Here is a 24,166-nt window from a genome sequence, read left to right on the forward strand (position 1 = left end):
GTTCTCTCCGTTGTTGTTGGTCACTGCATCGCTCACAGGTTCAGACCTCCCTCGCGAGCGCCTTCGGCGATCGCTGCGACACGGCCCGCGTAGCGGTTGCCACCGCGGTCGAACACGACGTCTGCGACGCCGGCGGCCTTGGCACGCTCGGCGACGAGCTCGCCGACCTTGCGGGCCTTGGCGGTCTTGTCACCGTCGAACGTGCGCAGGTCGGCCTCGAGGGTCGACGCCGAAGCCACGGTGTGGCCCTTGGCGTCGTCGACGAGCTGCACGAAGACGTGGCGGGCCGAGCGGGTCACGACCAGGCGCGGCCGGGCCTCGGTGCCCACGATCTTCTTGCGAAGGCGGGCGTGACGACGCGCACGCGCGTCGGACTTGCTCTTCACAGCCATGCTTACTTACCAGCCTTTCCGGCCTTGCGGCGGACGACCTCGCCCGCGTACCGCACACCCTTGCCCTTGTAGGGCTCGGGCTTGCGGATCTTGCGGATGTTGGCCGCGGTCTCGCCGACCGCCTGCTTGTCGATGCCGCTGACCGTGAGCTTGTTGTTGCCTTCGACGGTCAGGGTGATGCCGGCGGGCGCCTCGACGGTGACGGGGTGCGAGAAGCCGAGAGCGAACTCGACGGACGAGCCCTTCTGAGCGACGCGGTAACCGGTTCCGACGACCTCGAGACCCTTGGTGTAGCCCTGGGTCACGCCGATGATGTTGTTGTTGATCAGGGTGCGGGTCAGGCCGTGCAGGGCACGCGACTCGCGCTCGTCGTCCGGACGGGTGACGAGAACCTGGTTCTCCTCGACCTTGGCCTCGATGGGCTTGGCGACCGTCAGTCGCAGCTCGCCCTTGGGGCCCTTGACGAGGACGTCCTGTCCGGTGACCTCGACGGTCACACCGGCAGGGATGTCAATGGGAAGACGTCCAATACGCGACATCAGATCACCACACGTAGGCGAGGACTTCCCCGCCGACGCCCTTCGACTCGGCCTGGCGGTCCGTGAGGAGGCCAGAGGAGGTGGACAGGATCGCGACGCCCAGGCCACCGAGGACCGTGGGCAGCTCGGTCGACTTCGCGTACACGCGGAGACCGGGCTTGGAGACGCGCTTGATGCCGGCGATCGACCGCTCGCGGTTGGGGCCGTACTTCAGCGTCATGGTGAGGGTCTGGCCGACGCGGGCATCGGTGACCTCCCAGCTGGAGATGTAGCCCTCCTGCTTGAGGATCTCGGCGATGTTGGTCTTGAGCTTCGAGCTCGGGAGCGACACGGAGTCGTGGTGCGCCGAGTTCGCGTTGCGCAGACGGGTCAGCATATCTGCGACCGGGTCTGTCATCGTCATAGGTTTGTTCCTTCGATCATGAGGTTTCGACTGCCGTTACACGACAGGCGACCTTCGATGAATGTCCATATTCAGTTGTGCAGTCGTTCGGCCCCGGAGCATGCCCCGAGGCCGAACGATCGATTGTACCGGATTACGCCTGAGCGTCGTCCGACTTGAACGGGAAGCCCAGCTGGCGGAGCAGCGAGCGTCCCTCGTCATCCGTCTTCGCCGTGGTGACGATCGTGATGTCGAAACCGCGGACGCGGTCGATCCGGTCCTGGTTGATCTCGTGGAAGACCGCCTGCTCCTGCAGACCGAAGGTGTAGTTGCCGTGACCGTCGAACTGCTTGGGCGACAGACCGCGGAAGTCGCGGATGCGGGGCAGCGCGAGGTTCACGAGACGGTCGATGAACTCCCACGCACGGTCACCGCGGAGGGTGACGTGCGCGCCGATGGCCTGGCCCTCGCGCAGCTTGAACTGCGCGATGGACTTGCGGGCCTTCGTGACGATCGGCTTCTGACCCGTGATCTTCGTCAGGTCGTCCACGGCGCCGTCGATCACCTTGCTGTCGCGAGCTGCCTCGCCGACACCGGTGTTCACGACGACCTTCACGAGACCGGGGATCTGCATGACGTTGGCGTAGCCGAACTCGTCCTGCAGAGCCTTCTTGATCTCGCTCTGGTACTTCTGCTTCAGGCGGGGCTGGATCTTGCCAGCCGCCGCGGCAGTGGTGCTGCTCATATTCAGAGGTCCTTGCCGCTCTTCTTCGCGTAACGCACGCGGACGGTGCGCTTCACGCCGTCCTTCGTCTTCTCCTCGACGCGGTGACCGACGCGGGTCGGCTTCTTCGTCTCGGGGTCCACGAGCTGGACGTTCGAGATGTGGATGGGGGCCTCGATGGTCTCGATGCCACCCGTCTTGGTGCCACGCTGCGTCTGGCCGACGCGGGTGTGCTTGGTGGCGTAGTTGACGCCCTCGACGATGACGCGGTTCTGCTCGACGAGGACCTCGAGGACCTTGCCCTGCTTGCCACGGTCGCCGCCGCGCTCGGGCTTGGCGCCCGTGATGACCTGAACCAGGTCACCCTTCTTGATGTTCGCCATGATCAGATGACCTCCGGGGCGAGCGAGACGATCTTCATGAACTTCTTGTCGCGAAGCTCACGACCGACCGGTCCGAAGATGCGGGTGCCGCGGGGCTCCCCGTCGTTCTTCAGGATGACGGCGGCGTTCTCGTCGAACTTGATGTACGAGCCGTCGGGACGGCGCGTCTGCTTGACGGTGCGGACGATGACGGCCTTGACGACATCACCCTTCTTGACGTTGCCACCGGGGATCGCGTCCTTGACGGTGGCGACGATGATGTCGCCCAGTCCGGCGTACCGGCGGGCGGAGCCGCCGAGCACGCGGATGGTGAGCAGCTCCTTGGCGCCGGTGTTGTCGGCGACCTTGAGGCGGGATTCGGTCTGAATCATGAGATCACTTCGCCTTCTCGAGGACCTCGACCAGACGCCAGCGCTTGGTGGCGCTCAGCGGGCGAGTCTCGTTGATGAGGACGAGGTCGCCGATGCCGGCGGTGTTGGCCTCGTCGTGGGCCTTGACCTTCGACGTGCGGCGGATGACCTTGCCGTAGAGCGGGTGCTTCACGCGGTCCTCGACCTCGACGACGATCGTCTTGTCCATCTTGTCGCTCACGACGTAGCCGCGACGAGCCTTGCGGTAACCGCGGGCCTGCGGGTCGCGGACGTCGTGCTCGCCGTGCTCGTGGCCCTCGGCGACAGCCTCAGCGGCGTTCTTGTCGGTAGCCATTACTCGGTCTCTTCCTTCGCGGCCTCGGTGGCGTCATCCGCCTTCTTGGCCTTGGTCTTCTTCGCCTTCGGCGCCTCCGCGACGGGCGTGGCACGGATGCCGAGCTCGCGCTCGCGGATCACCGTGTAGAGCCGCGCGATGTCGCGCTTGACCGCACGGATGCGGCCGTGGCTCTCGAGCTGGCCGGTGGCCGACTGGAAGCGCAGGTTGAACAGCTCTTCCTTGGCCTTGCGCAGCTCCTCGACGAGGCGCTGGTCTTCGAACGTGTCGAGCTCGCTCGGGGCGAGCGTCTTGGTGCCGACAGCCATTACGCGTCGCCCTCCTCGCGCTTGATGATGCGTGCCTTCAGCGGCAGCTTGTGAATGGCACGGGTCAGGGCCTCGCGAGCGAGCTCCTCGTTGACTCCGGCGACCTCGAAGAGGACGCGACCCGGCTTGACGTTGGCGACCCACCACTCCGGCGAGCCCTTACCCGAACCCATGCGGGTTTCGGCGGGCTTCTTGGTGAGCGGACGGTCGGGGTAGACGTTGATCCACACCTTGCCGCCACGCTTGATGTGACGCGTCATGGCGATACGAGCGGACTCGATCTGACGGTTGGTCACGTAAGCGGGCGTGAGTGCCTGGATGCCGAACTCGCCGAAGGAGACCTTCGTGCCGCCGGTGGCCTGGCCATCGCGCTTGGGGTGGTGCTGCTTGCGGTACTTGACCTTACGGGGGATAAGCATCAGGCCGACGCTCCTTCTGCCACGGGGGCCTCGTTGCGGGGACCGCGACGGCGGTCACCGCGGTCGTCGCGACCGCGCGAGGTCTTCGGCGCGTTGGCCTGCTCGCGAGCGAGCTCCTTGGCCGTCAGGTCGCCCTTGTAGATCCAGACCTTCACACCGATGCGGCCGAAGGTGGTCTTGGCCTCGTAGAAGCCGTAGTCGATGTTCGCGCGGAGCGTGTGCAGGGGCACGCGGCCCTCGCGGTAGAACTCCGAGCGGCTCATCTCCGCGCCGCCGAGGCGGCCCGAGACCTGGATCCGGATGCCCTTGGCGCCGGCGCGCTGAGCGCCCTGCAGACCCTTGCGCATCGCGCGGCGGAACGCCACACGAGCCGAGAGCTGCTCGGCGATGCCCTGCGCGACGAGCTGGGCGTCGGCCTCGGGGTTCTTGACCTCGAGGATGTTGAGCTGGATCTGCTTGCCGGTGAGCTTCTCGAGGTCGGCGCGGATGCGCTCGGCCTCGGCGCCGCGGCGACCGATCACGATGCCCGGGCGGGCGGTGTGGATGTCGACGCGGACGCGGTCACGGGTGCGCTCGATCTCGATGTTGCTGACACCGGCGCGGTCGAGCGACGTGGTCAGCAGACGGCGGATCTTGATGTCCTCGGCGACGTAGTCGGCGTAACGCTGGCCCGGCTTGGTCGAGTCCGAGAACCAACGCGACACGTGGTCCGTGGTGATGCCGAGGCGGAAGCCGTACGGGTTGACTTTCTGTCCCATTACTTGCTCGCCTTCTTGCTCGTACCGGCGGCCGCGGCATCCGCGTTCTCCGGCGTCGACAGCACGACCGTGATGTGGCTCGTGCGCTTCTTGATCTGGAAGGCACGACCCTGGGCGCGGGGCTGGAAACGCTTGAGCGTCGTGCCCTCGTCGACGTACGCGTTCTTCACGTACAGGTCTGCATCGTCCAGGAACTCGTTGTCCTTGTCGGCCTTGACGCGAGCGTTCGCGACGGCCGAGGCGACGAGCTTGTAGATCGGCTCGCTGGCGCTCTGGGGTGCGAACTTCAGGATGGCGAGTGCCTCCTGAGCCTGCTTGCCCTTGATGAGCGCGACGACACGACGAGCCTTCTGAGGGGTCACGCGGATGTGCTTCACGCGCGCGGTGGATTCCACCATGTCTCTCCTCCTCTGTCCTCTCTGGAACTGCCCCCGCGTCAGCGGCGGCGGCCCTTCTTGTCGTCCTTCACGTGGCCGCGGAAGGTGCGGGTGGGCGCGAATTCGCCCAGCTTGTGGCCGACCATGGTCTCGGACACGAACACGGGGATGTGCTTGCGTCCGTCGTGCACGGCGATCGTGTGGCCGAGCATGGCCGGGATGATCATCGAACGGCGCGACCAGGTCTTGATGACGTTCTTGGAGCCGGCTTCGTTCTGCGCGACCACCTTGCGAAGCAGGTGCTCGTCGACGAAGGGGCCCTTCTTCAGGCTGCGAGGCATCTTCCTCTACTCCTACTTGCGCTTCTTGCCGGCGTTGCGACGGCGGACGATGTACTTGTCGCTCTCCTTGTTGGGGTGGCGGGTGCGACCCTCAGCCTGGCCCCAGGGAGTGACGGGGTGACGTCCACCGGACGTCTTGCCCTCACCACCACCGTGCGGGTGGTCGACCGGGTTCATGGCGACACCACGAACCGTCGGGCGAACGCCCTTCCAGCGCTTGCGGCCGGCCTTGCCCCAGTTGATGTTCGACTGCTCGGCGTTGCCGACCTCGCCGATGGTCGCGCGGCAGCGCGCATCGACGTTGCGGATCTCGCCCGAGGGCAGACGCAGCTGGGCGTAGGGGCCGTCCTTCGCGACCAGACGCACGCTGGCGCCGGCCGAGCGGGCCATCTTCGCGCCGCCGCCGGGGCGGAGCTCGATGGCGTGGATGACCGTACCGGTCGGGATGTTGCGCAGCGGCAGGTTGTTGCCGGGCTTGATGTCGGCGCCGGCACCCGACTCGACGATGTCGCCCTGCTGGAGCTTGTTCGGGGCGATGATGTAGCGCTTCTCGCCGTCGAAGTAGTGCAGCAGCGCGATGCGCGCGGTGCGGTTGGGGTCGTACTCGATGTGAGCGACCTTGGCGTTGACGCCGTCCTTGTCGTTGCGACGGAAGTCGATCACGCGGTACTGGCGCTTGTGGCCACCACCGATGTGACGCGTCGTGATGCGGCCCTGGTTGTTACGGCCACCGGTCTTGGCGATCGGGCGGAGGAGCGACTTCTCGGGCGTCGATCGGGTGATCTCGGCGAAGTCGGCCACCGACGAACCGCGGCGACCCGGGGTCGTGGGCTTGTACTTGCGAATAGCCATGTTCGTTGTCCTCTATCCCGACCGTCAGCCGACTGCCGTGAAGATGTCGATGGTGCCCGACTTCAGGGTGACGATGGCGCGCTTGGTGTCCTTGCGCTTGCCGGTGCCGAAGCGGGTGCGACGGGACTTGCCCGCGCGGTTGAGCGTGTTGACCGCTGCGACCTTGACGCCGAAGATCTTCTCGATCGCGAGCTTGATCTCGGTCTTCGACGCACGGGGGTCCACGAGGAACGTGTACTTGCCCTCGTCGATGAGCCCGTAGCTCTTCTCGGAGACGACCGGCTTCAGGATGATGTCGCGCGGGTCCTTGTTGACGGCGGTCATGCCGAGACCTCCTCGGTGGCGCCGGCCTTGGACGCGACGAACGCGTCGTAGGCGGCCTTGGTGAAGACGAGGTCGTCCGAGACGAGCACGTCGTAGGCGTTGAGCTGGTCGAACGTCAGCACGTGGACGTACGCGAGGTTGCGCACGCTCTTGACGGTGATCTCGTCACCGCGCTCGATGACCACGAGGACGTTCTTCGTGGCGCCGAGGCCGGTCAGAACCGCCGCAGCAGCCTTGGTCGAGGGCGTGCCCTCGACACCGAACGAGTCGACGATGTGCAGACGCTGGCCGCGAGCACGGTCGCTGAGCGCTCCGAGGAGTGCGGCGGCGACCATCTTCTTGGGGGTGCGCTGCGAGTAGTTGCGCGGCTTGGGGCCGTGCACGATGCCACCACCGGTCATGTGCGGCGCGCGGATCGAGCCCTGACGGGCGTTACCCGTGCCCTTCTGCTTGAAGGGCTTGCGGCCGGCGCCCGAGACCTCACCGCGACGCTTGGTCGAGTGAGTGCCCTGGCGAGCCGCCGCGAGCTGCGCGACGACGACCTGGTGGATGAGGGGAACGTTGGTCTTGACGTCGAAGAGCGCGGCGGGCAGCTCCACGGAGCCGGCCTTCTTGCCGGAAGCGCTCCGGACGTCGAGCGCGAGAGTCGAGTCAGCCATGATCAGGCACCCTTCACAGCGTTGCGGACGTAGACGATGCGGCCGCGTGCACCGGGGACGGCGCCCTTGACGAGCAGCAGACCCTTCTCGGCGTCGACGGCGTGCACCGTGAGGTTGAGGACGGTCACGCGCTCGCCACCCATGCGGCCGGCCATGCGCATGCCCTTGAAGACGCGGCTGGGCGTCGACGAGGCACCGATGGAACCGGGCTTGCGGTGGTTGCGGTGCGCACCGTGCGAGGCCGAGACGCCCTTGAAGTTGTGGCGCTTCATGACGCCCGCGGTGCCCTTGCCCTTGCTGGTGCCGACGACGTCGACCAGCTGGCCGGCCTCGAAGGTGTCACCGGCGGTGAGCTCCTGACCGAGTGAGTAGTCAGCGGCATCCGCCGTGCGCACCTCGGTGAGGTGGCGACGCGGGGTCACGCCGGCGGCCTCGAAGTGGGCCGTGAGGGGCTTGTTGACCTTGCGGGGGTCGATCTGGCCGGCAGCGATCTGAACGGCCGAGTAGCCGTCCTTCTCGGGCGTACGGACCTGGGTGACCACGTTCGGCGCGATCTCGATGACCGTGACGGGGACGAGCTTGCCCTGCTCGTTCCAGACCTGGGTCATGCCGAGCTTGGTGCCGAGGAGGCCCTTGGAAACCTTGGAGTTGATGTCAGCCATGTCGAACCTCAGAGCTTGATCTCGATGTTGACGTCGGCCGGGAGGTCGAGTCGCATGAGCGAGTCGACAGCCTTGGGCGTCGGGTCGACGATGTCGATCAGACGCTTGTGGGTGCGCATCTCGAAGTGCTCGCGGCTGTCCTTGTACTTGTGGGGCGACCGGATGACGCACACGACGTTCTTCTCGGTCGGCAGCGGCACGGGTCCGACGACAGTCGCGCCCGCACGGGTCACGGTGTCGACGATCTTGCGTGCCGAGGTGTCGATGACCTCGTGGTCGTACGACTTCAGGCGAATGCGGATCTTCTGTCCCGCCATTTGTCTGCTCACTCTCTTTATCGCGTCTTACGTCTCGCTGGTCGCGAGCGCATTGGACGCCCGGTGGCGCGGTCTGCGCCGGGCACTTCTCACCGCCGGGGCGGTGATGCTGCACCACTGTTCTGATGTCAAACCCGCGGGTCTCCCCGCGGTTCCGCACCGTGCGCGCACGCGCGCATCCTGTCTCCAGGTCGGTGTGGGGTTCGATGTTCATCTGCCCGCGGCCTAGGACTCTGCGCTGCGCGCCGCCTATGCACTCTCGTGACAGTGATCCGGGATGCTGGCACCCATCGGAATGTGGAACCTGAATAGTCTACGTGCCGCCCGGGCGTGTCGCAAACCCGGGCGTGTCGCGATATCCGCGTCGCGCCGCGTGCCGTGAGGGCGGGCCCGCCGAACGCGTACCCTCCCCGCGACCACGCACCTTCTATGGTGCACCCTCGCGTCGATGGTGCGCTCTCGCGGGACGATTCCGACTCAGCGCAGCAGGCCGTGCGAGCGGAGGAACGCGGCGAATGACGGGCGCGACGCGAGGCGCTCCCAGCCCCAGCGCACCGGGGTCCAGCCGGTCGCCGCCACGATGCGGCTCTCGCGCTCGCGCTGGGCGCGCAGCACGTCGCGCGGCGAACGGCCCGCGACGAGAGCGGGATCGAGGTACTTGCCGTCGCCGTCGAACTCGCCGAAGCGCCGCAACCGCGGCCACGCGAAGTCGAGGAACGCCCACCGCCCGCCACCGAGCGCGACAGGATGCTGCAACACCGGTTCCGCGGCGCCGAGCTGCCGCATCCACAGGCGGCTGATGCTCTCCCCCGGCAGCTGCGCCCGGCCGTCGGCGATCGAGGCGACCAAGCGCGCACGACGGATGCCGCGGGCCCCGGGCGACTGCTCCATGCGGGCGGTCACGTCAGTGGCGAGCGCCGCGGCAGCGGCACGGTCGTATGCGCCCTGCCGCCGCCACGCCGCCGCTCGCAGCGCCGCGTCCATCGCCGCCGTCGCGGTCTCGGCGTTCTCGACGCAGAGCACATCGAACAGCGTGCGCGCGATGCTCGTCGCCTGAAGCCCCCCGATGTGCGAGACATCGGCACCCGCGACCTCGTGCCGGTGGCGCACGACGTCGCTGCGGCTCGGCGCGGGCGCGGTCCCGAGCTCGAGGGTGTGGACCCGGCCGTCATCACCACGATGGACGGGCAGCCCGTGGAGAGCGGCCGCGGTCGCATGCGAGAACACCGGTTCACGAATCGCCACCGCGGCGAGGGCGTGCGCGCGCAGCCGCATCCGCTCCTCCGGCCGCGCGGCGGCCCAGCGCGTCGCCGCAATGTAGACGCCCCGCCGCACGCGCACGAGCTCTCCCGCCCGGACGGCACGGTCGAGGGCCGCGGTCTCGCCGCGCACATGTGCATCGCCCCGCAGGATCAGTTCGTCGCGCTCGGTCACTCCCCCACGGTGCCCCCGGCGCAGCCCCGCATCCCCCCGCGCCCGACTCCCCGTGGACTCGCCGGCGCCCCGCTTCCCGGGGGAGGAATCCCCACCGTCAACGCGAGAACGCACCCTCTCCGCGACGACGCACCATTCACGGTGCGCTCTCGCGGAGAGGGTGCGTTCTCGGCGTGGGCTACTGGTTGCCGATGTTCTTGTCGACGTTCTCGCGGACCTCGTCGACCTTGCCGTGATGCTGCTCGGGAACGACCTTCTTCACGGCGTCCGCCGCGCCCTGAAGGAACTTGTCGCTGACCTCTTCGGCCTTCTCGCTCTTGAGCGCCTCCTCGATCTTGTCTCGGTTCTGCTCGAACATCTGCTTGCCCTTGTTGATGATGTCGTCGACGCCCATGATCGTCCTTTCGTCGGGTCGATGTACCGCTATGACAGCGCGCCCGCCGCCGCGACGTCAACAGGTTGCGCAGACGCCGGAACGACGAAACCCCCCGGACCCGAAGGTCCGAGGGGTTTCGCGAAGGAAGTCGAAAGACTTACTTGATGATCTTGGTCACCGTGCCGGCGCCGACGGTGCGGCCACCCTCACGGATCGCGAAGCCGAGGCCCTCTTCCATGGCGATCGGCTGGATGAGCTCGACCGACATGTCGGTGGTGTCACCGGGCATGACCATCTCGGTGCCCTCGGGCAGCGAGATGACGCCGGTGACGTCCGTGGTGCGGAAGTAGAACTGCGGGCGGTAGTTCGTGTAGAAGGGGTTGTGACGGCCACCCTCCTCCTTCGAGAGGATGTAGGCAGTGCCCTCGAAGTTGGTGTGCGGGGTAACCGAACCCGGCTTCACGACGACCTGGCCACGCTCGACGTCGTCACGCTTGGTGCCGCGGAGGAGCAGACCACAGTTCTCGCCGGCCCAGGCCTCGTCGAGCTGCTTGTGGAACATCTCGATACCCGTGACCGTGGTCTTCTGCGTCGGGCGGATGCCGACGATCTCGACCTCGGAGTTGATGGCGAGGGTGCCGCGCTCGGCGCGGCCCGTGACGACGGTTCCACGACCGGTGATCGTGAAGACGTCCTCGACGGGCATGAGGAACGGCTTGTCCTTGTCACGCACGGGGTCGGGGATCGACTCGTCGACGGCGTCCATGAGCTCGACGATCGCGTTGACCCACTTCTCGTCGCCCTCGAGAGCCTTCAGGCCCGAGACGCGGACGACGGGAGCGTTGTCGCCGTCGAAGTCCTGCGACGAGAGGAGCTCGCGGACCTCGAGCTCGACGAGCTCCAGGATCTCCTCGTCGTCGACCATGTCCGACTTGTTGAGCGCGACCAGCAGGTAGGGAACGCCGACCTGCTTGGCGAGCAGCACGTGCTCGCGGGTCTGAGCCATCGGGCCGTCGGTGGCGGCGACCACGAGGATCGCGCCGTCCATCTGAGCGGCACCGGTGATCATGTTCTTGATGTAGTCAGCGTGACCCGGGGCGTCGACGTGAGCGTAGTGACGCTTGGGGGTCTCGTACTCGACGTGCGAGATGTTGATCGTGATACCACGCTGACGCTCTTCGGGCGCCGAGTCGATGGACGCGAAGTCACGCTGCACGTTGGTGGCCGACGGGTACTTGTCGGCGAGCACCTTCGAGATCGCCGCGGTGAGCGTCGTCTTGCCGTGGTCGACGTGACCGATGGTTCCGATGTTGACGTGCGGCTTGGTCCGCTCGAACTTGGCCTTAGCCACTGGGTCCTCCTCAGGACTGTCGTTGTAGATCTCCGGGCGCTGGATTGCGACCGGTTCTCTACGGGGATGTTTTCACTCTAGTAGAGAGGTCGATATTCAGTTTGAGTGGATGCCGGGAGCATGGGCCCCCGGCATCCCGAGGGCTTACTCGCCCTTGTTCTTCTGGACGATCTCGTCGGCCACCGCGCGCGGGACCTCGGAGTAGCTGTCGAACTCCATCGAGTAGACCGCGCGGCCCGAGGTCTTCGAACGCAGGTCGCCGATGTAGCCGAACATCTCCGACAGCGGGACGAGCGCGCGGACGATCTTGATGCCCGAGCCGTCCTCCATCGACTGGATCTGGCCACGACGCGAGTTCAGGTCGCCGATGACGTCGCCCATGTACTCCTCGGGCGTACGCACCTCGACAGCCATCAGGGGCTCGAGGATGACCGGGTTGGCCTTGCGCAGCGCCTCCTTGAAGCCCATCGAGCCGGCGATCTTGAACGCCATCTCGGACGAGTCGACGTCGTGCGACGCGCCGTCGATGAGGATCGCCTTGACACCCACGATGGGGTAGCCGGCGAGCACGCCGACGTTCATCGCGTCCTGGAAGCCCTGGTTGGTCGGCTCGATGTACTCGCGCGGGATGCGGCCACCGGTGACCTTGTTCTCGAACTCGTACGTCTTGTCGGCCGTGACCTCGAGCGGCTCGATCGCGAACTGGATCTTCGCGAACTGACCCGAACCACCGGTCTGCTTCTTGTGGGTGTAGTCGTGACGCTCGACGGCCTTGCGGATCGTCTCGCGGTACGCGACCTGCGGCTTGCCGACGTTCGCCTCGACGCGGAACTCGCGCTTCATGCGGTCGACGAGGATGTCGAGGTGCAGCTCGCCCATGCCCTTGATGACGGTCTGACCCGTCTCGGGGTTGAGCTCGGTGCGGAACGTCGGGTCCTCTTCGGCGAGCTTCTGGATGGCGACACCCAGCTTCTCCTGGTCGGCCTTGGTCTTCGGCTCGATCGCGACCTCGATGACGGGCTCGGGGAACGTCATCGACTCGAGGACGACGGGCTCGGCCGGGTCGGCGAGGGTGTCACCGGTGGTGGTGTCCTTCAGGCCGATGACGGCGTAGATGTTGCCCGCGGTGAGCGAGTCGACCGGGTTCTCCTTGTTGGCGTGCATCTGGAAGATCTTCCCGATGCGCTCCTTCTTGCCCTTGGTCGAGTTGATGACCTGCGCGCCCGAGTCGAGGTGACCCGAGTACACGCGGACATAGGTGAGGCGACCGAAGAACGGGTGCACGGCGACCTTGAACGCCAGCGCCGCGAACGGGTCGTTGGCGTCGGGGTGACGCTCGATGATCTTCTCTTCGTCCTTCGGGTCGTGCGCCTCGATGGCGGGCACGTCGAGGGGCGAGGGGAGGAAGTCGACGACCGCGTCGAGCATGGGCTGCACGCCGCGGTTCTTGAACGCCGAGCCGCAGAGCACCGGGTACAGCTCGCCGGCGACGGTGAGCTTGCGGATGGCGCCCTTGATCTCGGCCACGGTCAGCTCTTCGCCGCCGAAGAACTTCTCGAGCAGCGCGTCGTCGGACTCGGCGACGGTCTCGAGGAGACGCTGGCGGTACTCGGCGGCCTTGTCGGCGAGGTCGGCCGGGATCTCCTGGATCTCGTACTTCGCGCCCATGGTCACGTCACCCTTGGCGTCGCCGGGCCAGACCAGCGCGCGCATCTCGACGAGGTCGATGACGCCCACGAAGTCGTTCTCGGCGCCGATCGGGAGCTGCAGCACGAGCGGCTTGGCGCCCAGGCGGCTGACGATCGTGTCGACGGTGAAGTAGAAGTCGGCGCCCAGCTTGTCCATCTTGTTGACGAAGCAGATGCGGGGCACGTCGTACTTGTCGGCCTGACGCCAGACGGTCTCGGACTGGGGCTCGACGCCCTCCTTGCCGTCGAAGACCGCCACGGCGCCGTCGAGGACGCGCAGCGAACGCTCGACCTCGACCGTGAAGTCGACGTGGCCGGGGGTGTCGATGATGTTGATCTGGTTCTTGTTCCAGAAGCAGGTCACGGCGGCAGACGTAATCGTGATGCCGCGCTCCTTCTCCTGCTCCATCCAGTCGGTGGTCGAGGCGCCGTCGTGCGTCTCGCCGAGCTTGTGGTTGACGCCCGTGTAGAACAGGATGCGCTCGGTCGTCGTCGTCTTGCCGGCATCGATGTGCGCCATGATGCCGATATTGCGGACCTTGTTGAGGTCGGTGAGCACTTCTTGTGCCACGGGCTGTTCCTTACGTTTGGTCGGGAGCGCCGGCCGGGGAGGGTCCCCCGGCCGGCGCCGAGAAGCTGTTTACCAGCGGTAGTGCGCGAAGGCGCGGTTCGACTCGGCCATCTTGTGGGTGTCTTCGCGGCGCTTGACCGCGGCACCGAGGCCGTTCGAGGCGTCGAGGATCTCGTTCTGCAGGCGCTCGGTCATCGTCTTCTCACGACGGCCCTTGGCGTACGAGACGAGCCAGCGCAGCGCGAGCGTGTTCGCGCGGTGCGGCTTGACCTCGACGGGCACCTGGTAGGTCGAGCCACCGACGCGGCGGCTCTTGACCTCGAGGGTCGGGCGGACGTTGTCGAGCGCCTTCTTCAGCGTCGCGACGGCGTCCTGGCCGTTCTTGGCCTCGACACCCTTGAGGGCGGTGTAGACGATCGACTCGGCGATCGACTTCTTGCCGTCGACGAGGATCTTGTTCACGAGCTGCGTGACGATCGGAGCACCGTAGACCGGGTCGTTGACGACGACGCGGCGGGGTGCGGGTCCCTTACGAGGCATCTAACTCAACCCTTCTTCGCGCCGTAGCGGCTGCGAGCCTGCTTACGGTTCTTGACGGCCTGGGTGTCGAGCGCACCGCGGACGATCTTGTAGCGGACACCGGGGAGGTCCTTCACACGACCGCCGCGGACGAGCACGAGCGAGTGCTCCTGCAGGTTGTGGCCCTCGCCGGGGATGTACGCGGTGACCTCGGTGCCGTTGCGGAGCTTGACACGAGCGACCTTGCGCATGGCCGAGTTCGGCTTCTTGGGCGTGGTCGTGTACACGCGGGTGCAGACACCCGCCTGCTGGGGGTTCGCCTTCAGTGCGGGCGCCTTGGTCTTGGTGACCTTCGGCGAGCGACCCTTGCGAACCAACTGCTGAATGGTTGGCACGTTCTCTCCTTGTAGTGCTGCACGGTGACAGCGTCGTGGTTTCACCACAGATCCACCGGCGCGTCACGAATGCTGCGTTTTCGAAGGGTGGATATGCCGTGGGGGCGTCCTGTTCGCAGAACGATCCCGATTCGCGTGCTCCGCTTCGACCTGACCATCGGACCGAGGCACGACGCAGGGCGCGCACGAGCGCACACCCGGTCAATGATACGCCTCTCCGGCGAGGCGGGCAAACGCCGGTGGATGCCGGTGGTATCGGGGTCAGGTTCCGGGGCGCTCGATGCGCAGTTCCGCGTCGCCGAGGAGGAAGCGCTCGCCTGCCGGAGCATCCGATCCGGGCTCGAGCTCGATCTCGGTGCCGAGGAAGTTGGTCAGCACGACGCCGTTGGTCGAGTGGAGATCGGTGATGTGCCACAGGCCCGAGCGCAGTTCCAGGCGTGCATGCGTCTTCGACACCGTGCGCGTACGGTCCTCGATGGCCACGAGCTGGGCCCGCGGGTAGGCGGGGTCGGGCGCGGGCTGACGGCCCACGATCGCGACGTCGCCGGTGAGCGGCGCGACCTCGCCGTCGGGCAGGACGAGCTGCCAGTAGACCCGGCGCCGCGCGACGACGACGGTGTGGTCGATCTCGCCGTCGTCGGGAACCTCGGCGCGGCGCAGCTGCGCGGGCACCGCCGCCTCAGCCGTGCGCGGCTCGCCGGCCGCCGGCGCGCTCGCGACGGCCGAGACCTCGTCGGAGAGCTCCGGGAACTCGTCGGGAGTCCGCGCGAAGGCCCGACGGGCGATCGGGGTCGCGGGCACGGCATCCCACGTCCGGCGTCCCGGCCCCATCCCGGCGGCGGAATCCGGGTCGGCGAACGAGGGGATGACCCCGGGGCGGTCGGATGCGGCGCGCGAGGGGAACGGCGACGGCGAGATCGCCGAGACGTCGTCGATCTCGGACGGCCAGCGGGCGTCGTCCGAGCCGTCGTCGTCGGCGTCCCCGGCCGCTCCGGCACTGGCGGCCTCCGTGCGGGTCTCGGCCGCCGGAGCGGGGTCGCGGAGGATCGGCTCGCGCGCTTCGCGCGGCGCGGGCTCGGAGAACGCCGGCCGAGCCTCGGGCTCTGCCGGGGCCGGGGGCTGCGCCGGGGGCGCGGCCGCCATGGCCGACTCGGCGGCCGCCGCAGGCGGCGCGGGCTCGGCAGCCGCAGCGGGTCGCGCCGCTTGCTCGTCGGCCGGGGCGAAGAGCACGGCAGCGGGGTCGGCTCCCGGATCAGCCGGGACGGGTGCCGGAGCACCGGGGGTCACGGCAGCGGGCTCGTCCACGGCAGGCGGGGCAGCGACCGCCGCGCCGGCGGCGGGCACCTCGGCAGGGGCGAACGGCGACGGCGGTGCCCACGGCGAGGGCTGCAGGTCGGTCGGCTCGGGTTCGCGTTCGGGAGCGGCTTCACCGCTGGCGGCGAGCGGTTCGGGGCTGAAGTGGCGCGCCGACAGCGTCGGGGTGGCCAGCGTCGGGGGCGCCGCGGGCTCGGGAGTGCGCCGCACGCCGAGACCGGGGGCGTCCTGTTGCCCCGCGTCCGACAGCGGCGGTGTGAAGACCCACGGCGGCGGTGCCACCTCGGCGGCGCGCTCCTCCCGCCAGCGGGCGGGCCCGAGCCCCAGAATGCTCGCCCACACGACGAACAGCAGGGCGGCCAGCACCGTCATCCCGGGGCCGACGCCGAAGCCGCGACCGATGCGGTGCGCGGCCATCACCAGCAGCACGTAGACCACGATCGGGCCGGCCACGGGGACGAGACCGATGAGGACGAGCCACGGGCTGAAACCGCCGATGCGCAGCACGACCGCGATGTTCAGCACCGGCACCCACCCCTGCCAGGGCTCCTCGTCCGTCTTGCGGAACAGGCCGGCCAGCGCGAGCGCCGTCCAGACGTAGAGGACCGCACCCAGAACCGTCGAGAGCACGACGAGGAGGATGAGGAGCGATTCGTTGCCGGAGGTGGTCATCGCATCCCACGATAGAGCCCGCGGGCGCCGCGCACCGTCGTCACGTGTCGCCCCCGCGTTCGGCACCGGGTTCGAAGGGCGCGTCGAGCGATCGGGTGAGCTCGGCGAGCATGGCCTCGATCTGAGGTTCGACGTGCTGCGCGACGGCCGCCTGCACGCGCAGCCGGTGATGCAGGAGCACGGCGCAGACCTCCCGACCGATCATGTTGGCGTAGTCGTCGGCGAGGCCGACCTCCTGGCGGAGGGCCGCCTTCGCCTCGCTGCTGAGCGGGGGAAGCTCGGGCACGGCGTCGTCGGACTCCTGCGCGAGCCCCGAGATCGTGAACAGGAAGGGCGCCCCGGCCACCGGCTCGGGGTCGAGCGGCAACCCCTCGAACTCGGGCGCGAGCCCCTCGGCAGGGCGGTAGCTCCGGGCCCGGTTGCGTGCGGCCTGCTGGTCGAGCTCGGCCTGCAGCATCGGCAGGTTCCGCGAGGTGTACTCGGCGACGGCGGCATCCACGATCGCCTTCATCCTCGTCGACAGACCGTGCTGCACCCCGTGCGGCACGTCCGCCCCCAGTCCCACCGCAGACAGCACGGGCGAGCCGATGCATCGACGACAGGGAGCGATCCGGCCTCGGTGGGTCGCCGGCTGCCAGCGCGGCAGCCAGCGCAGCCAGGCATCCACCGCCTGGCTGACCTGGGTCTCGAGCGACCGCTCCACGGGCCTATTGTCGCCGATCCGGGCCGGTGACGCGGGGATTTCGCGTCATTCGTCCTCGTCGCGTTCCCAGGCCCACCGCGGCGGCGTCGCCCGCGTCCGCACCAGCGCGACGGCCGACCATCCCGATATGACCGCTGCGGCGACGAGCAGGACACCGAACCACGACACCGCGAACCCGCCGGCAGCGGCGAAGGCACGAGCCGCGTCGACCCCCACGATCAGCGCGGACGCGACCAGGCCCGCGAGGTACGACAGCAGCGCGACAACCCCCGTGAGGACCGAGATCGCATACGACGGATGCGGCGCCCGCAGCGCGACCATCAGCGTGAGCGCGATCCCGACGACCGCGGCGGCGAAGCCGACGGCGCCGGGGATCGGCCCGAGCCCGCGGACCGCGAGGACGTCCTGACCGGTCACCAGACTCAGGATGCCCAGGCCGCAGATGGCGAGCGCCCCGAAGCCCACGACCGCGAAAGCGGTGGCGAGCCCGGGGCGCATTCCGCCGGAGGCAGTGGTCATCAGTAGCGGTGCAGCTGCGGTCCCGCCTCGAGCGTGCGCTCGTACTCGCGCTGCGCCTCGGCGTTGAGCTCGGTGACCCGACGGCCGCGGGCGGCGACCCACGCACCGAACCAGATCGTCAGCTCGCGGCCCGCGACCAGTGCGACGAGCGCGAGCGGGGCGAAGGCCTGCTCACCGACGATCGTGAGCGCCTGGCTCGGCGCGATCGTCCAGAACGGCGCCTGGAAGAGCTGTCCCGCGATGTGCCCCGCGTAGGACGCCAGACCCACCAGGAGGCCGAGCAGGACCCAGAGGCCCCAGCGGCCGCGGTTGATGAAGGCGCCCAGGATCCAGAACGCCAGGAAGAACACGACGACGGGAACCCAGAGCCACCAGGAGGTGGCGGCGGCGAGAGCCTGCTCGCCGATGTTCGCGGTCGTGACCTCACCGCGGACGGCGTCGATGCCCAGAGCGGCACCGAGGTAGATCAGGGCGAAGGCGACGGCGGCGAGGAGGCCGATGGCCCCGGCCGCTCCGCGGTTGCCGCGCGGCGTCGGCGCCTCGGGGGCCTGCACGAAGATCGGCTGCGGGGTCGAAGCAGCAGCCGGCGTCTCGGCGACGGGCTCGCTCGCGCTCACGGTGCTCGTGCGGTCGGCGTCGTCGGCGCGGTAGGCGCGCGTCGCGGTGTCGCTGGCGGCTGCGCCCGCGGCGCCACCGGCTGCAGTGGTGCCGGCTGAGGCGGCATCCGCATCCCGCTCCGCGGTGGCCGTGTCGCCGGCATCGCGCGGGGTGTCCCACTCGCTCGGGGAGTTCCAGCTGTCGGAGGTCGCGGGCGAGCCGACGGTGTCGGTGCGCTCGTCGCGTGCGGCGGCGTCGAGCCGGGCGGCGTCGGCGTCGGAGGTCGTGCGGTCGACTGCGGGGCGTTCTGCGTCGTCGGCGTCGGCGGATCGCTCGGGCAGAGTCCCGGAGCCGGCGTAAGCGGCATCCCAGTCATCGGCCGAGACCGCATCGCGCGACGCCTCGGCGTCGGCGAGCCCTGCCCGGGCGCTGCCCACGACGTCGTCCACCGGCTTCGGCTCGTCGACCGGCTCGCCGTACTTGGGGTCGCTCATGCGATGTGCTCCTCACGCGGTGGCCGGTGCCGCCGCAGAGGCGAGGATATCCCGGCGACGCGGGCGCACCGCGCAGGCGTGCCGACGTGTCTGCGCACCCGTCCGGGCGGCCGGACGTATCGTCGTCCCATGATCTCGCGCGCCCTCCCCCGCCTCGCGCCCGCAGCGCTGCTCGTCGCGGTCGCGCTGCTCGCGGGGTGCGCCCCCGAGCCCGGCACCGGCGCAGCGGCGACGCCGGACAGTACGGCGGCGAGCGATGCGCCGACCCCGACCCCCGCGATGACCGTTTCCGCCGAAGCGGGCGGACCGCCGCCCGCGGCATCCGGCTCGGTCGTGTCGACCACCGTGCTGCCGCGCGACTGCGCCGGCATCCTCGGCGCCCCCGCCCGGGCGGCGCTCGCCGCCGTGCCCCTGAACGACCCGGGCTTCGGCGAGAGCGGCACCCGGCCCGACGGATCACTGCGCTGCGTCTGGGCCGACCCCGCCGCCGACACCGCGAAGATCGAGACCACTATCGCCTACGCCGAGCGCAACCCCGTGATCGACTTCTTCAACGAGCTCACCGGCATCGGGTTCACCTGCTACGAGCCGGCCGGCGGCGTGCGCTGCGAGAAGACCTGGCAGAACGCGCGCTATCCCGTCACCGACGGGCGGACGCTGTTCTTCCGCGACGGCGTGCTGATCGACACGCAGTTCTCGCACCTCGCGCCCGAGGGCTACACCTCCGGGATCATCGCGTCGCTGTGGCCCGCGGGGGCCGCCACCCCCGCCCCCTGAGGCTTCGCGCGGCCGTGGTGGTCGCGCCGGATCAGTCGTCCGCGGCGAAGACCGCGTTGCCCACCCGGCTCGCGTACTGCTCGGGATGCCAGGCGGACTGCGACGTCGAGACCCAATGCCCCTCCCCCGCCTCGATCGTCTCGACGAGGTCGCCGTCGGTGCGCGAGCAGAGCGTGCGCACGCCGCGTTCGTCGCAGGCGAATCCCTGAGCGGGCAGAGCGGATGCCGCGATCGAGCCGGCATCCGTTCCCACCGACCCGACGGTGGTCGAGATCGAGCCGGCATCCGAGGTCCAGGTGCACGTGAAACGCACCTCGGGGGCGAGAGCCTCCACGAGGGCGACGGCCGTCGAGACGGGGGCGTCCGAGGTCTGCTCGAGCTGCGCGCCGGCCGAGTACTGCAACGTCACCCACAGCGCCTCGGGGTACAGGTCGCGGCACTCCTGCGGCCCGTCGGCCGCGGCAGCACCTCCGGCACCGCCGCTCTCACCGAGGAGTCCCATCCCCGTCGTGACCAGCGGGACCGTCAAGATCGCGAGCGCGCCGATCACTCCGGCGCAGATGACGCCGACGATCCAGGCGAAGACGACGTTCCGACCCCCGATGCGTGCCACCTCTCCACGCTAATCCGGCGGCGCCGACTCGGACCGACCGACACGACGAAGGGCCCCGGGACATGCCCGGGGCCCTTCGCGAGATCAGCGATCGATCAGTTGTAGCTGGTGAAGTCGCCGTCGGTGGAGAAGCTGTCGAAGTCGACGTAGCTCAGGTCGGCGTCGCTGTACGCGCCGTCCGAAGCGAAGATGCGGTTGGGGTACCGCTCGCTCTTCGCCTCCTCCGTCGCCTCGACGGCCACGTTGCGGTACTTCGCAAGGCCCGTTCCGGCGGGGATGAGCTTTCCGATGATGACGTTCTCCTTGAGGCCGACGAGCGGGTCGCTCTTGCCCTCCATGGCCGCCTGCGTGAGGACGCGGGTGGTCTCCTGGAACGACGCGGCCGACAGCCACGACTCCGTCGCGAGCGACGCCTTGGTGATACCCATCAGCTCGGGACGACCCGACGCGGGACGCTTGCCCTCGCCGACCGCCTCGCGGTTGATCTGCTGGTAGCGCTTGAAGTCGACCAGCTCACCCGGCAGCAGCGTCGTGTCGCCGTGGTCGACCACGGTGACCTTCCGCAGCATCTGACGGACGATGACCTCGATGTGCTTGTCGTGGATCGGCACACCCTGCGAGCGGTACACGCCCTGCACGCCGCCGACGAGGTACTTCTGCACCTCACGGGCACCCTGCACGCGCATGATGTCCTTCGGGTCGAGCGTGCCGACCTGAAGCGGGTCGCCGACCTCGACGTGCTGGCCGTCCTCGACGAGGAGGGTCGCACGCTTGAGGACCGGGTAGACCACGGGCTCGTCGCCGTTGTCGGGCGTGATGATGATCTTCTTCGACTTCTCGGTCTCGTCGATCGTCACGCGGCCGGTGACCTCGGAGATCGGGGACGCACCCTTGGGGGTACGGGCCTCGAAGAGCTCCTGCACGCGGGGCAGACCCTGCGTGATGTCATCGGCCGAAGCCGAACCACCGGTGTGGAAGGTACGCATCGTCAGCTGGGTACCGGGCTCACCGATCGACTGGGCGGCGATGATGCCGACCGCCTCGCCGATGTCGACGATCTTGCCGGTGGCCAGCGAACGGCCGTAGCACTTCGCGCAGACGCCGACGGCGGAGTCGCAGGTCAGGACCGAGCGGACCTTGATGGAGGTCACCCCGCCCTCGACGAGCTTGTTGATCAGCACGTCGCCCACGTCGTCGCCGGCCGCGGCCAGCACCTCGCCCGAGGGCGAGACGGCGTCGGCCGCCAGCGTACGGGCGAACACCGAGTTCTCGACGTTGGCGTCCTTGATGAGGGCGCCGTCGGCGCCGGCTGCGGCGATCGGGAGCTCGAGGCCCTTCGAGGTGCCGCAGTCGTCCTCGCGGATGATGACGTCCTGCGAGACGTCCACCAGACGACGGGTCAGGTAACCCGAGTCGGCGGTACGCAGAGCGGTGTCGGCCAGACCCTTACGGGCACCGTGCGTCGCGGTGAAGTACTCCGCCACCGACAGCCCCTCGCGGTACGAGGAGATGATCGGACGCGGCATGATCTCACCCTTGGTGTTGTTGACCAGGCCTCGGATACCGGCGATGTTACGGATCTGCAGCCAGTTACCACGGGCGCCCGACGAGACCATGCGGTTGATGGTGTTCTCGGCCGGGAAGTTCGCCTTCATGGCGGCCTGGACCTCGTCGGTCGCCTCGGTCCAGATCTTGATCTGCTCCTGGCGACGCTCGGCGTCGGTCACGAGACCCTTCTCGAACTGGCCCTGGACCTTCGACGCGAGCTTCTCGTACTTCGAGATGATCTCGGCCTTGTTCGGCGGCGTCAGGACGTCGCTGAGCGCCACGGTGACGCCCGAACGGGTCGCCCAGTGGAAGCCGGCGTCCTTGATCCGGTCGAGGGATGCCGCGACCTCGGTCTTGGGGTACTCCTCGGCCAGCTTGTTGACGATCTGCGACAGCTTGCCCTTGTCGGCCTGCTCGCGGACGAACGGGTAGCCCTTGGGCAGGGTGTCGTTGAAGATCGCCTGTCCGAGCGACGCGTCGACCAGACCGTGGCGCTCGTAGCCCTCGGGGGCGTCGCCCTCGAGGAACGCGAGACCGGGGATGCGGATGCGGACCTTGGCCTGCAGGTCGAGGGTGCCCTCGTCCTTCGCCAGGATCGCCTCGCCGACGGAGCCGAACACGCGACCCTCGCCCTTGGCACCCTCGATGACCGTGGTCAGGTGGTGCAGGCCGATGATCATGTCCTGCGAGGGCAGGGTGACCGGACGGCCGTCGGAGGGCTTGAGGATGTTGTTCGACGCGAGCATCAGGATGCGGGCCTCGGCCTGAGCCTCGACCGAGAGCGGCAGGTGGACGGCCATCTGGTCACCGTCGAAGTCCGCGTTGAACGCGGCGCACACGAGCGGGTGCAGCTGGATCGCCTTGCCCTCGACGAGCTGGGGCTCGAAGGCCTGGATGCCCAGGCGGTGCAGGGTGGGTGCACGGTTGAGCAGCACGGGGCGCTCGCGGATGATCTCCTCGAGCACGTCCCAGACCTCGGGACGCGTGCGCTCGACGGCCCGCTTGGCCGCCTTGATGTTCTGCGAGTGACCGAGGTCGATCAGGCGCTTGATGACGAACGGCTTGAAGAGCTCGAGAGCCATCTGCTTGGGCAGACCGCACTGGTGCAGCTTCAGCTGGGGTCCGACGATGATGACCGAACGACCCGAGTAGTCGACGCGCTTTCCGAGCAGGTTCTGACGGAAACGTCCCTGCTTTCCCTTGAGCATGTCCGACAGCGACTTCAGCGCACGGTTGCCGGTGCCGGTGACCGGGCGACCGCGACGGCCGTTGTCGAAGAGCGCGTCGACGGCCTCCTGCAGCATCCGCTTCTCGTTGTTGACGATGATCTCGGGAGCCCCGAGGTCGATCAGACGACGCAGACGGTTGTTGCGGTTGATCACGCGGCGGTACAGGTCGTTGAGGTCGGAGGTCGCGAAGCGGCCACCGTCGAGCTGGACCATCGGACGCAGCTCCGGCGGGATCACCGGGACGACGTCGAGCACCATCGAGGCCGGCGACATGCCGGTCTGCAGGAACGAGTTGACGACCTTCAGGCGCTTGATCGCACGGATCTTGCGCTGGCCCTTGCCCTCGGAGATCTGCAGGTGCAGCGAGTCGGCCTCGGCGGCCAGGTCGAACGACGCGAGGCGGCGCTGGATGCCCTCGGCGCCCATGTAGGCCTCGAAGTACTGACCGAAGCGGTCCTGCAGCTCGTGGAAGACGTCGTCCTCCTGCTTGAGCTGGCCGACCTCGAGGGAGCGGAACTCCTCCCACACCCGCTCGAGGCGCGAGATCTGCTCGTCGAAGTTCTTGCGGACCGTCGCCATGTCCTTCTCGGCGGAGTCCTTGGCCTTCTTCTTCTGGTCGGCCTTGGCGCCGTCGGCCTCGAGGGTCGCGAGCTCCTCCTCCAGCTTGGCCAGACGCGACGCCACGCGGGCGTCACGGCGGTCGCCGAGGTTCTTGATCTCGAGGCGGAGGTTGTTCTCGTGGGTGGGGAGGTCGCGGTGACGCGCATCCTCATCGACCGAGATGACCATGTACGCGGCGAAGTAGATGACCTTCTCGAGGTCCTTCGGCGCCATGTCGAGCAGGTACCCGAGGCGCGAAGGCACGCCCTTGAAGTACCAGATGTGGGTCACGGGAGCGGCGAGCTCGATGTGGCCCATGCGCTCACGACGGACCGAGGACTTGGTGACCTCGACGCCGCAGCGCTCGCAGACGATGCCCTTGAAGCGGACGCGCTTGTACTTTCCGCAGGCGCACTCCCAGTCGCGGGAGGGGCCGAAGATCTGCTCGCCGAAGAGGCCGTCCTTCTCGGGCTTGAGCGTGCGGTAGTTGATGGTTTCGGGCTTCTTGACCTCGCCGAAGGACCAACGACGGATGTCGTCAGCAGTGGCCAGGCCGATGCGAAGCTGATCGAAGGTGTGTGACTCGAGCACTGATTCTCCTGTGTCGGAATTCTGTTCGTTGCC

The 24,166-nt window shown here is 68.4% G+C and carries 30 protein-coding genes; 1 reads left to right on the top strand and 29 read right to left on the bottom strand.

Annotation, left to right across the window (positions count from 1 at the left end; translation table 11 throughout):
- Positions 1–32 precede the first annotated feature (32 nt).
- The 27 genes from rplR to CBF90_RS12325 all read right to left on the bottom strand — a co-directional run bounded on the left by rplR (position 33) and on the right by CBF90_RS12325 (position 18,775).
- A complete protein-coding gene (gene rplR, locus CBF90_RS12195) occupies positions 33–392 on the bottom strand; it encodes a 50S ribosomal protein L18 (RefSeq protein ID WP_023954058.1) in 360 nt (119 codons plus the stop codon).
- 2 nt (positions 393–394) lie between these two features.
- Entirely contained in the window at positions 395–931 is a 537-nt protein-coding gene (rplF, locus tag CBF90_RS12200) for a 50S ribosomal protein L6 (RefSeq protein WP_023954056.1), read from the bottom strand.
- Between the two features lie 4 nt (positions 932–935).
- Positions 936–1,334, bottom strand: coding sequence for a 30S ribosomal protein S8 (gene rpsH, locus CBF90_RS12205; protein ID WP_023954054.1), 399 nt, complete (start codon positions 1,332–1,334; stop codon positions 936–938).
- A gap of 133 nt (positions 1,335–1,467) precedes the next feature.
- On the bottom strand, positions 1,468–2,058 hold the full coding sequence (rplE, locus tag CBF90_RS12210; RefSeq protein ID WP_023954052.1) for a 50S ribosomal protein L5: 591 nt from the start codon (positions 2,056–2,058) through the stop codon (positions 1,468–1,470).
- A gap of 2 nt (positions 2,059–2,060) precedes the next feature.
- Positions 2,061–2,420: a 50S ribosomal protein L24 gene (gene rplX / locus CBF90_RS12215; protein ID WP_023954051.1), complete on the bottom strand. Its 360-nt coding sequence runs from the start codon at positions 2,418–2,420 to the stop codon at positions 2,061–2,063.
- Between the two features lie 2 nt (positions 2,421–2,422).
- A complete protein-coding gene (gene rplN / locus CBF90_RS12220; RefSeq protein WP_023954050.1) occupies positions 2,423–2,791 on the bottom strand; it encodes a 50S ribosomal protein L14 in 369 nt (122 codons plus the stop codon).
- 4 nt (positions 2,792–2,795) lie between these two features.
- Positions 2,796–3,125 carry a 30S ribosomal protein S17 gene (rpsQ, locus tag CBF90_RS12225; RefSeq protein WP_023954049.1) on the bottom strand — a complete coding sequence of 110 codons (330 nt, stop codon included), beginning with the start codon at positions 3,123–3,125 and terminating at the stop codon, positions 2,796–2,798.
- On the bottom strand, positions 3,125–3,433 hold the full coding sequence (gene rpmC, locus CBF90_RS12230) for a 50S ribosomal protein L29 (RefSeq protein ID WP_023954048.1): 309 nt from the start codon (positions 3,431–3,433) through the stop codon (positions 3,125–3,127). Before rpmC ends, rpsQ begins: the two co-directional genes overlap by 1 nt.
- Complete coding sequence (gene rplP, locus CBF90_RS12235; RefSeq protein ID WP_023954047.1) at positions 3,433–3,852, bottom strand: 50S ribosomal protein L16; 420 nt, start codon at positions 3,850–3,852, stop codon at positions 3,433–3,435. The genes rpmC and rplP overlap by 1 nt, the downstream gene beginning before the upstream one ends.
- A complete protein-coding gene (gene rpsC, locus CBF90_RS12240; protein ID WP_023954045.1) occupies positions 3,852–4,610 on the bottom strand; it encodes a 30S ribosomal protein S3 in 759 nt (252 codons plus the stop codon). The genes rplP and rpsC overlap by 1 nt, the downstream gene beginning before the upstream one ends.
- Positions 4,610–5,008 (bottom strand): 50S ribosomal protein L22, encoded by a 399-nt coding sequence (gene rplV, locus CBF90_RS12245; protein WP_036304774.1) that lies wholly within the window; start codon positions 5,006–5,008, stop codon positions 4,610–4,612. Before rplV ends, rpsC begins: the two co-directional genes overlap by 1 nt.
- A 38-nt stretch (positions 5,009–5,046) precedes the next feature.
- Positions 5,047–5,328, bottom strand: a complete 282-nt coding sequence (rpsS, locus tag CBF90_RS12250; protein ID WP_023954043.1) for a 30S ribosomal protein S19 — start codon at positions 5,326–5,328, stop codon at positions 5,047–5,049.
- Positions 5,329–5,340: 12 nt separating this feature from the next.
- Complete coding sequence (rplB, locus tag CBF90_RS12255; protein ID WP_023954042.1) at positions 5,341–6,180, bottom strand: 50S ribosomal protein L2; 840 nt, start codon at positions 6,178–6,180, stop codon at positions 5,341–5,343.
- A 24-nt stretch (positions 6,181–6,204) separates the two neighbouring features.
- Positions 6,205–6,504: a 50S ribosomal protein L23 gene (rplW, locus tag CBF90_RS12260; RefSeq protein WP_023954040.1), complete on the bottom strand. Its 300-nt coding sequence runs from the start codon at positions 6,502–6,504 to the stop codon at positions 6,205–6,207.
- On the bottom strand, positions 6,501–7,163 hold the full coding sequence (rplD, locus tag CBF90_RS12265) for a 50S ribosomal protein L4 (protein ID WP_023954038.1): 663 nt from the start codon (positions 7,161–7,163) through the stop codon (positions 6,501–6,503). Before rplD ends, rplW begins: the two co-directional genes overlap by 4 nt.
- Positions 7,164–7,165: 2 nt before the next feature.
- Positions 7,166–7,825, bottom strand: coding sequence for a 50S ribosomal protein L3 (gene rplC / locus CBF90_RS12270; RefSeq protein WP_023954036.1), 660 nt, complete (start codon positions 7,823–7,825; stop codon positions 7,166–7,168).
- Positions 7,826–7,833: 8 nt separating this feature from the next.
- Positions 7,834–8,142, bottom strand: coding sequence for a 30S ribosomal protein S10 (gene rpsJ, locus CBF90_RS12275; RefSeq protein ID WP_017201594.1), 309 nt, complete (start codon positions 8,140–8,142; stop codon positions 7,834–7,836).
- A 477-nt stretch (positions 8,143–8,619) separates the two neighbouring features.
- Positions 8,620–9,576: a hypothetical protein gene (locus CBF90_RS12280; protein ID WP_088380719.1), complete on the bottom strand. Its 957-nt coding sequence runs from the start codon at positions 9,574–9,576 to the stop codon at positions 8,620–8,622.
- Positions 9,577–9,754: 178 nt separating this feature from the next.
- Positions 9,755–9,970 carry an Rv0909 family putative TA system antitoxin gene (locus CBF90_RS12285; protein WP_023954031.1) on the bottom strand — a complete coding sequence of 72 codons (216 nt, stop codon included), beginning with the start codon at positions 9,968–9,970 and terminating at the stop codon, positions 9,755–9,757.
- Positions 9,971–10,109: 139 nt separating this feature from the next.
- Complete coding sequence (tuf, locus tag CBF90_RS12290) at positions 10,110–11,303, bottom strand: elongation factor Tu (protein ID WP_023954029.1); 1,194 nt, start codon at positions 11,301–11,303, stop codon at positions 10,110–10,112.
- A gap of 144 nt (positions 11,304–11,447) precedes the next feature.
- The gene (gene fusA / locus CBF90_RS12295; protein WP_064955471.1) at positions 11,448–13,562 is read right to left on the bottom strand and encodes an elongation factor G; all 2,115 of its coding nucleotides are present in this window, start codon (positions 13,560–13,562) and stop codon (positions 11,448–11,450) included.
- A 69-nt stretch (positions 13,563–13,631) separates the two neighbouring features.
- On the bottom strand, positions 13,632–14,102 hold the full coding sequence (gene rpsG, locus CBF90_RS12300; RefSeq protein ID WP_023954027.1) for a 30S ribosomal protein S7: 471 nt from the start codon (positions 14,100–14,102) through the stop codon (positions 13,632–13,634).
- Between the two features lie 5 nt (positions 14,103–14,107).
- Positions 14,108–14,476: a 30S ribosomal protein S12 gene (gene rpsL / locus CBF90_RS12305; protein ID WP_018187369.1), complete on the bottom strand. Its 369-nt coding sequence runs from the start codon at positions 14,474–14,476 to the stop codon at positions 14,108–14,110.
- A 261-nt stretch (positions 14,477–14,737) separates the two neighbouring features.
- A complete protein-coding gene (locus tag CBF90_RS12310) occupies positions 14,738–16,462 on the bottom strand; it encodes a DUF5684 domain-containing protein (RefSeq protein ID WP_088380720.1) in 1,725 nt (574 codons plus the stop codon).
- Between the two features lie 40 nt (positions 16,463–16,502).
- On the bottom strand, positions 16,503–17,165 hold the full coding sequence (locus tag CBF90_RS12315) for a spermidine/putrescine ABC transporter substrate-binding protein (protein WP_071919051.1): 663 nt from the start codon (positions 17,163–17,165) through the stop codon (positions 16,503–16,505).
- 45 nt (positions 17,166–17,210) lie between these two features.
- Positions 17,211–17,684 carry a hypothetical protein gene (locus CBF90_RS12320; protein WP_023954021.1) on the bottom strand — a complete coding sequence of 158 codons (474 nt, stop codon included), beginning with the start codon at positions 17,682–17,684 and terminating at the stop codon, positions 17,211–17,213.
- The gene (locus CBF90_RS12325; RefSeq protein WP_088380721.1) at positions 17,684–18,775 is read right to left on the bottom strand and encodes an ABC transporter; all 1,092 of its coding nucleotides are present in this window, start codon (positions 18,773–18,775) and stop codon (positions 17,684–17,686) included. Before CBF90_RS12325 ends, CBF90_RS12320 begins: the two co-directional genes overlap by 1 nt.
- Positions 18,776–18,904: 129 nt before the next feature.
- On the opposite strand from CBF90_RS12325, the gene CBF90_RS12330 reads away from it, so the two are divergent.
- On the top strand, positions 18,905–19,552 hold the full coding sequence (locus tag CBF90_RS12330) for a hypothetical protein (protein ID WP_088380722.1): 648 nt from the start codon (positions 18,905–18,907) through the stop codon (positions 19,550–19,552).
- Positions 19,553–19,583: 31 nt separating this feature from the next.
- Here CBF90_RS12330 and CBF90_RS12335 read toward each other — a convergent pair whose 3' ends face one another.
- Together CBF90_RS12335 and rpoC are read right to left on the bottom strand one after the other, a co-directional pair.
- Positions 19,584–20,165, bottom strand: coding sequence for a hypothetical protein (locus CBF90_RS12335; protein WP_023954015.1), 582 nt, complete (start codon positions 20,163–20,165; stop codon positions 19,584–19,586).
- A 95-nt stretch (positions 20,166–20,260) separates the two neighbouring features.
- Complete coding sequence (gene rpoC, locus CBF90_RS12340; protein ID WP_023954013.1) at positions 20,261–24,133, bottom strand: DNA-directed RNA polymerase subunit beta'; 3,873 nt, start codon at positions 24,131–24,133, stop codon at positions 20,261–20,263.
- Positions 24,134–24,166 lie beyond the last annotated feature (33 nt).

Source organism: Microbacterium sp. AISO3, assembly GCF_002204305.1.
Classification (GTDB): Bacteria; Actinomycetota; Actinomycetes; order Actinomycetales; family Microbacteriaceae; genus Microbacterium; species Microbacterium arborescens.

What these genes read in the sequence shown, in the direction of transcription:
- CBF90_RS12325 (WP_088380721.1), bottom strand. Translation starts at nt 18,775, where the DNA reads ATGAGCGACCCCAAGTACGGCGAGCCGGTCGACGAGCCGAAGCCGGTG.
- rplW (WP_023954040.1), bottom strand. Translation starts at nt 6,504, where the DNA reads ATGACCGCCGTCAACAAGGACCCGCGCGACATCATCCTGAAGCCGGTC.
- rplB (WP_023954042.1), bottom strand. Translation starts at nt 6,180, where the DNA reads ATGGCTATTCGCAAGTACAAGCCCACGACCCCGGGTCGCCGCGGTTCG.
- rplF (WP_023954056.1), bottom strand. Translation starts at nt 931, where the DNA reads ATGTCGCGTATTGGACGTCTTCCCATTGACATCCCTGCCGGTGTGACC.
- rpsS (WP_023954043.1), bottom strand. Translation starts at nt 5,328, where the DNA reads ATGCCTCGCAGCCTGAAGAAGGGCCCCTTCGTCGACGAGCACCTGCTT.
- rplP (WP_023954047.1), bottom strand. Translation starts at nt 3,852, where the DNA reads ATGCTTATCCCCCGTAAGGTCAAGTACCGCAAGCAGCACCACCCCAAG.
- CBF90_RS12285 (WP_023954031.1), bottom strand. Translation starts at nt 9,970, where the DNA reads ATGGGCGTCGACGACATCATCAACAAGGGCAAGCAGATGTTCGAGCAG.
- rplR (WP_023954058.1), bottom strand. Translation starts at nt 392, where the DNA reads ATGGCTGTGAAGAGCAAGTCCGACGCGCGTGCGCGTCGTCACGCCCGC.
- rplC (WP_023954036.1), bottom strand. Translation starts at nt 7,825, where the DNA reads ATGGCTGACATCAACTCCAAGGTTTCCAAGGGCCTCCTCGGCACCAAG.
- CBF90_RS12330 (WP_088380722.1), top strand. Translation starts at nt 18,905, where the DNA reads ATGATCTCGCGCGCCCTCCCCCGCCTCGCGCCCGCAGCGCTGCTCGTC.
- rpsG (WP_023954027.1), bottom strand. Translation starts at nt 14,102, where the DNA reads ATGCCTCGTAAGGGACCCGCACCCCGCCGCGTCGTCGTCAACGACCCG.
- rpsC (WP_023954045.1), bottom strand. Translation starts at nt 4,610, where the DNA reads ATGGGACAGAAAGTCAACCCGTACGGCTTCCGCCTCGGCATCACCACG.
- rplE (WP_023954052.1), bottom strand. Translation starts at nt 2,058, where the DNA reads ATGAGCAGCACCACTGCCGCGGCGGCTGGCAAGATCCAGCCCCGCCTG.
- rplV (WP_036304774.1), bottom strand. Translation starts at nt 5,008, where the DNA reads ATGGTGGAATCCACCGCGCGCGTGAAGCACATCCGCGTGACCCCTCAG.
- rplN (WP_023954050.1), bottom strand. Translation starts at nt 2,791, where the DNA reads ATGATTCAGACCGAATCCCGCCTCAAGGTCGCCGACAACACCGGCGCC.
- rpsQ (WP_023954049.1), bottom strand. Translation starts at nt 3,125, where the DNA reads ATGGCTACCGACAAGAACGCCGCTGAGGCTGTCGCCGAGGGCCACGAG.
- CBF90_RS12310 (WP_088380720.1), bottom strand. Translation starts at nt 16,462, where the DNA reads ATGACCACCTCCGGCAACGAATCGCTCCTCATCCTCCTCGTCGTGCTC.
- rpsH (WP_023954054.1), bottom strand. Translation starts at nt 1,334, where the DNA reads ATGACGATGACAGACCCGGTCGCAGATATGCTGACCCGTCTGCGCAAC.
- rplX (WP_023954051.1), bottom strand. Translation starts at nt 2,420, where the DNA reads ATGGCGAACATCAAGAAGGGTGACCTGGTTCAGGTCATCACGGGCGCC.
- rpmC (WP_023954048.1), bottom strand. Translation starts at nt 3,433, where the DNA reads ATGGCTGTCGGCACCAAGACGCTCGCCCCGAGCGAGCTCGACACGTTC.
- rplD (WP_023954038.1), bottom strand. Translation starts at nt 7,163, where the DNA reads ATGGCTGACTCGACTCTCGCGCTCGACGTCCGGAGCGCTTCCGGCAAG.
- rpsJ (WP_017201594.1), bottom strand. Translation starts at nt 8,142, where the DNA reads ATGGCGGGACAGAAGATCCGCATTCGCCTGAAGTCGTACGACCACGAG.
- CBF90_RS12320 (WP_023954021.1), bottom strand. Translation starts at nt 17,684, where the DNA reads ATGACCACTGCCTCCGGCGGAATGCGCCCCGGGCTCGCCACCGCTTTC.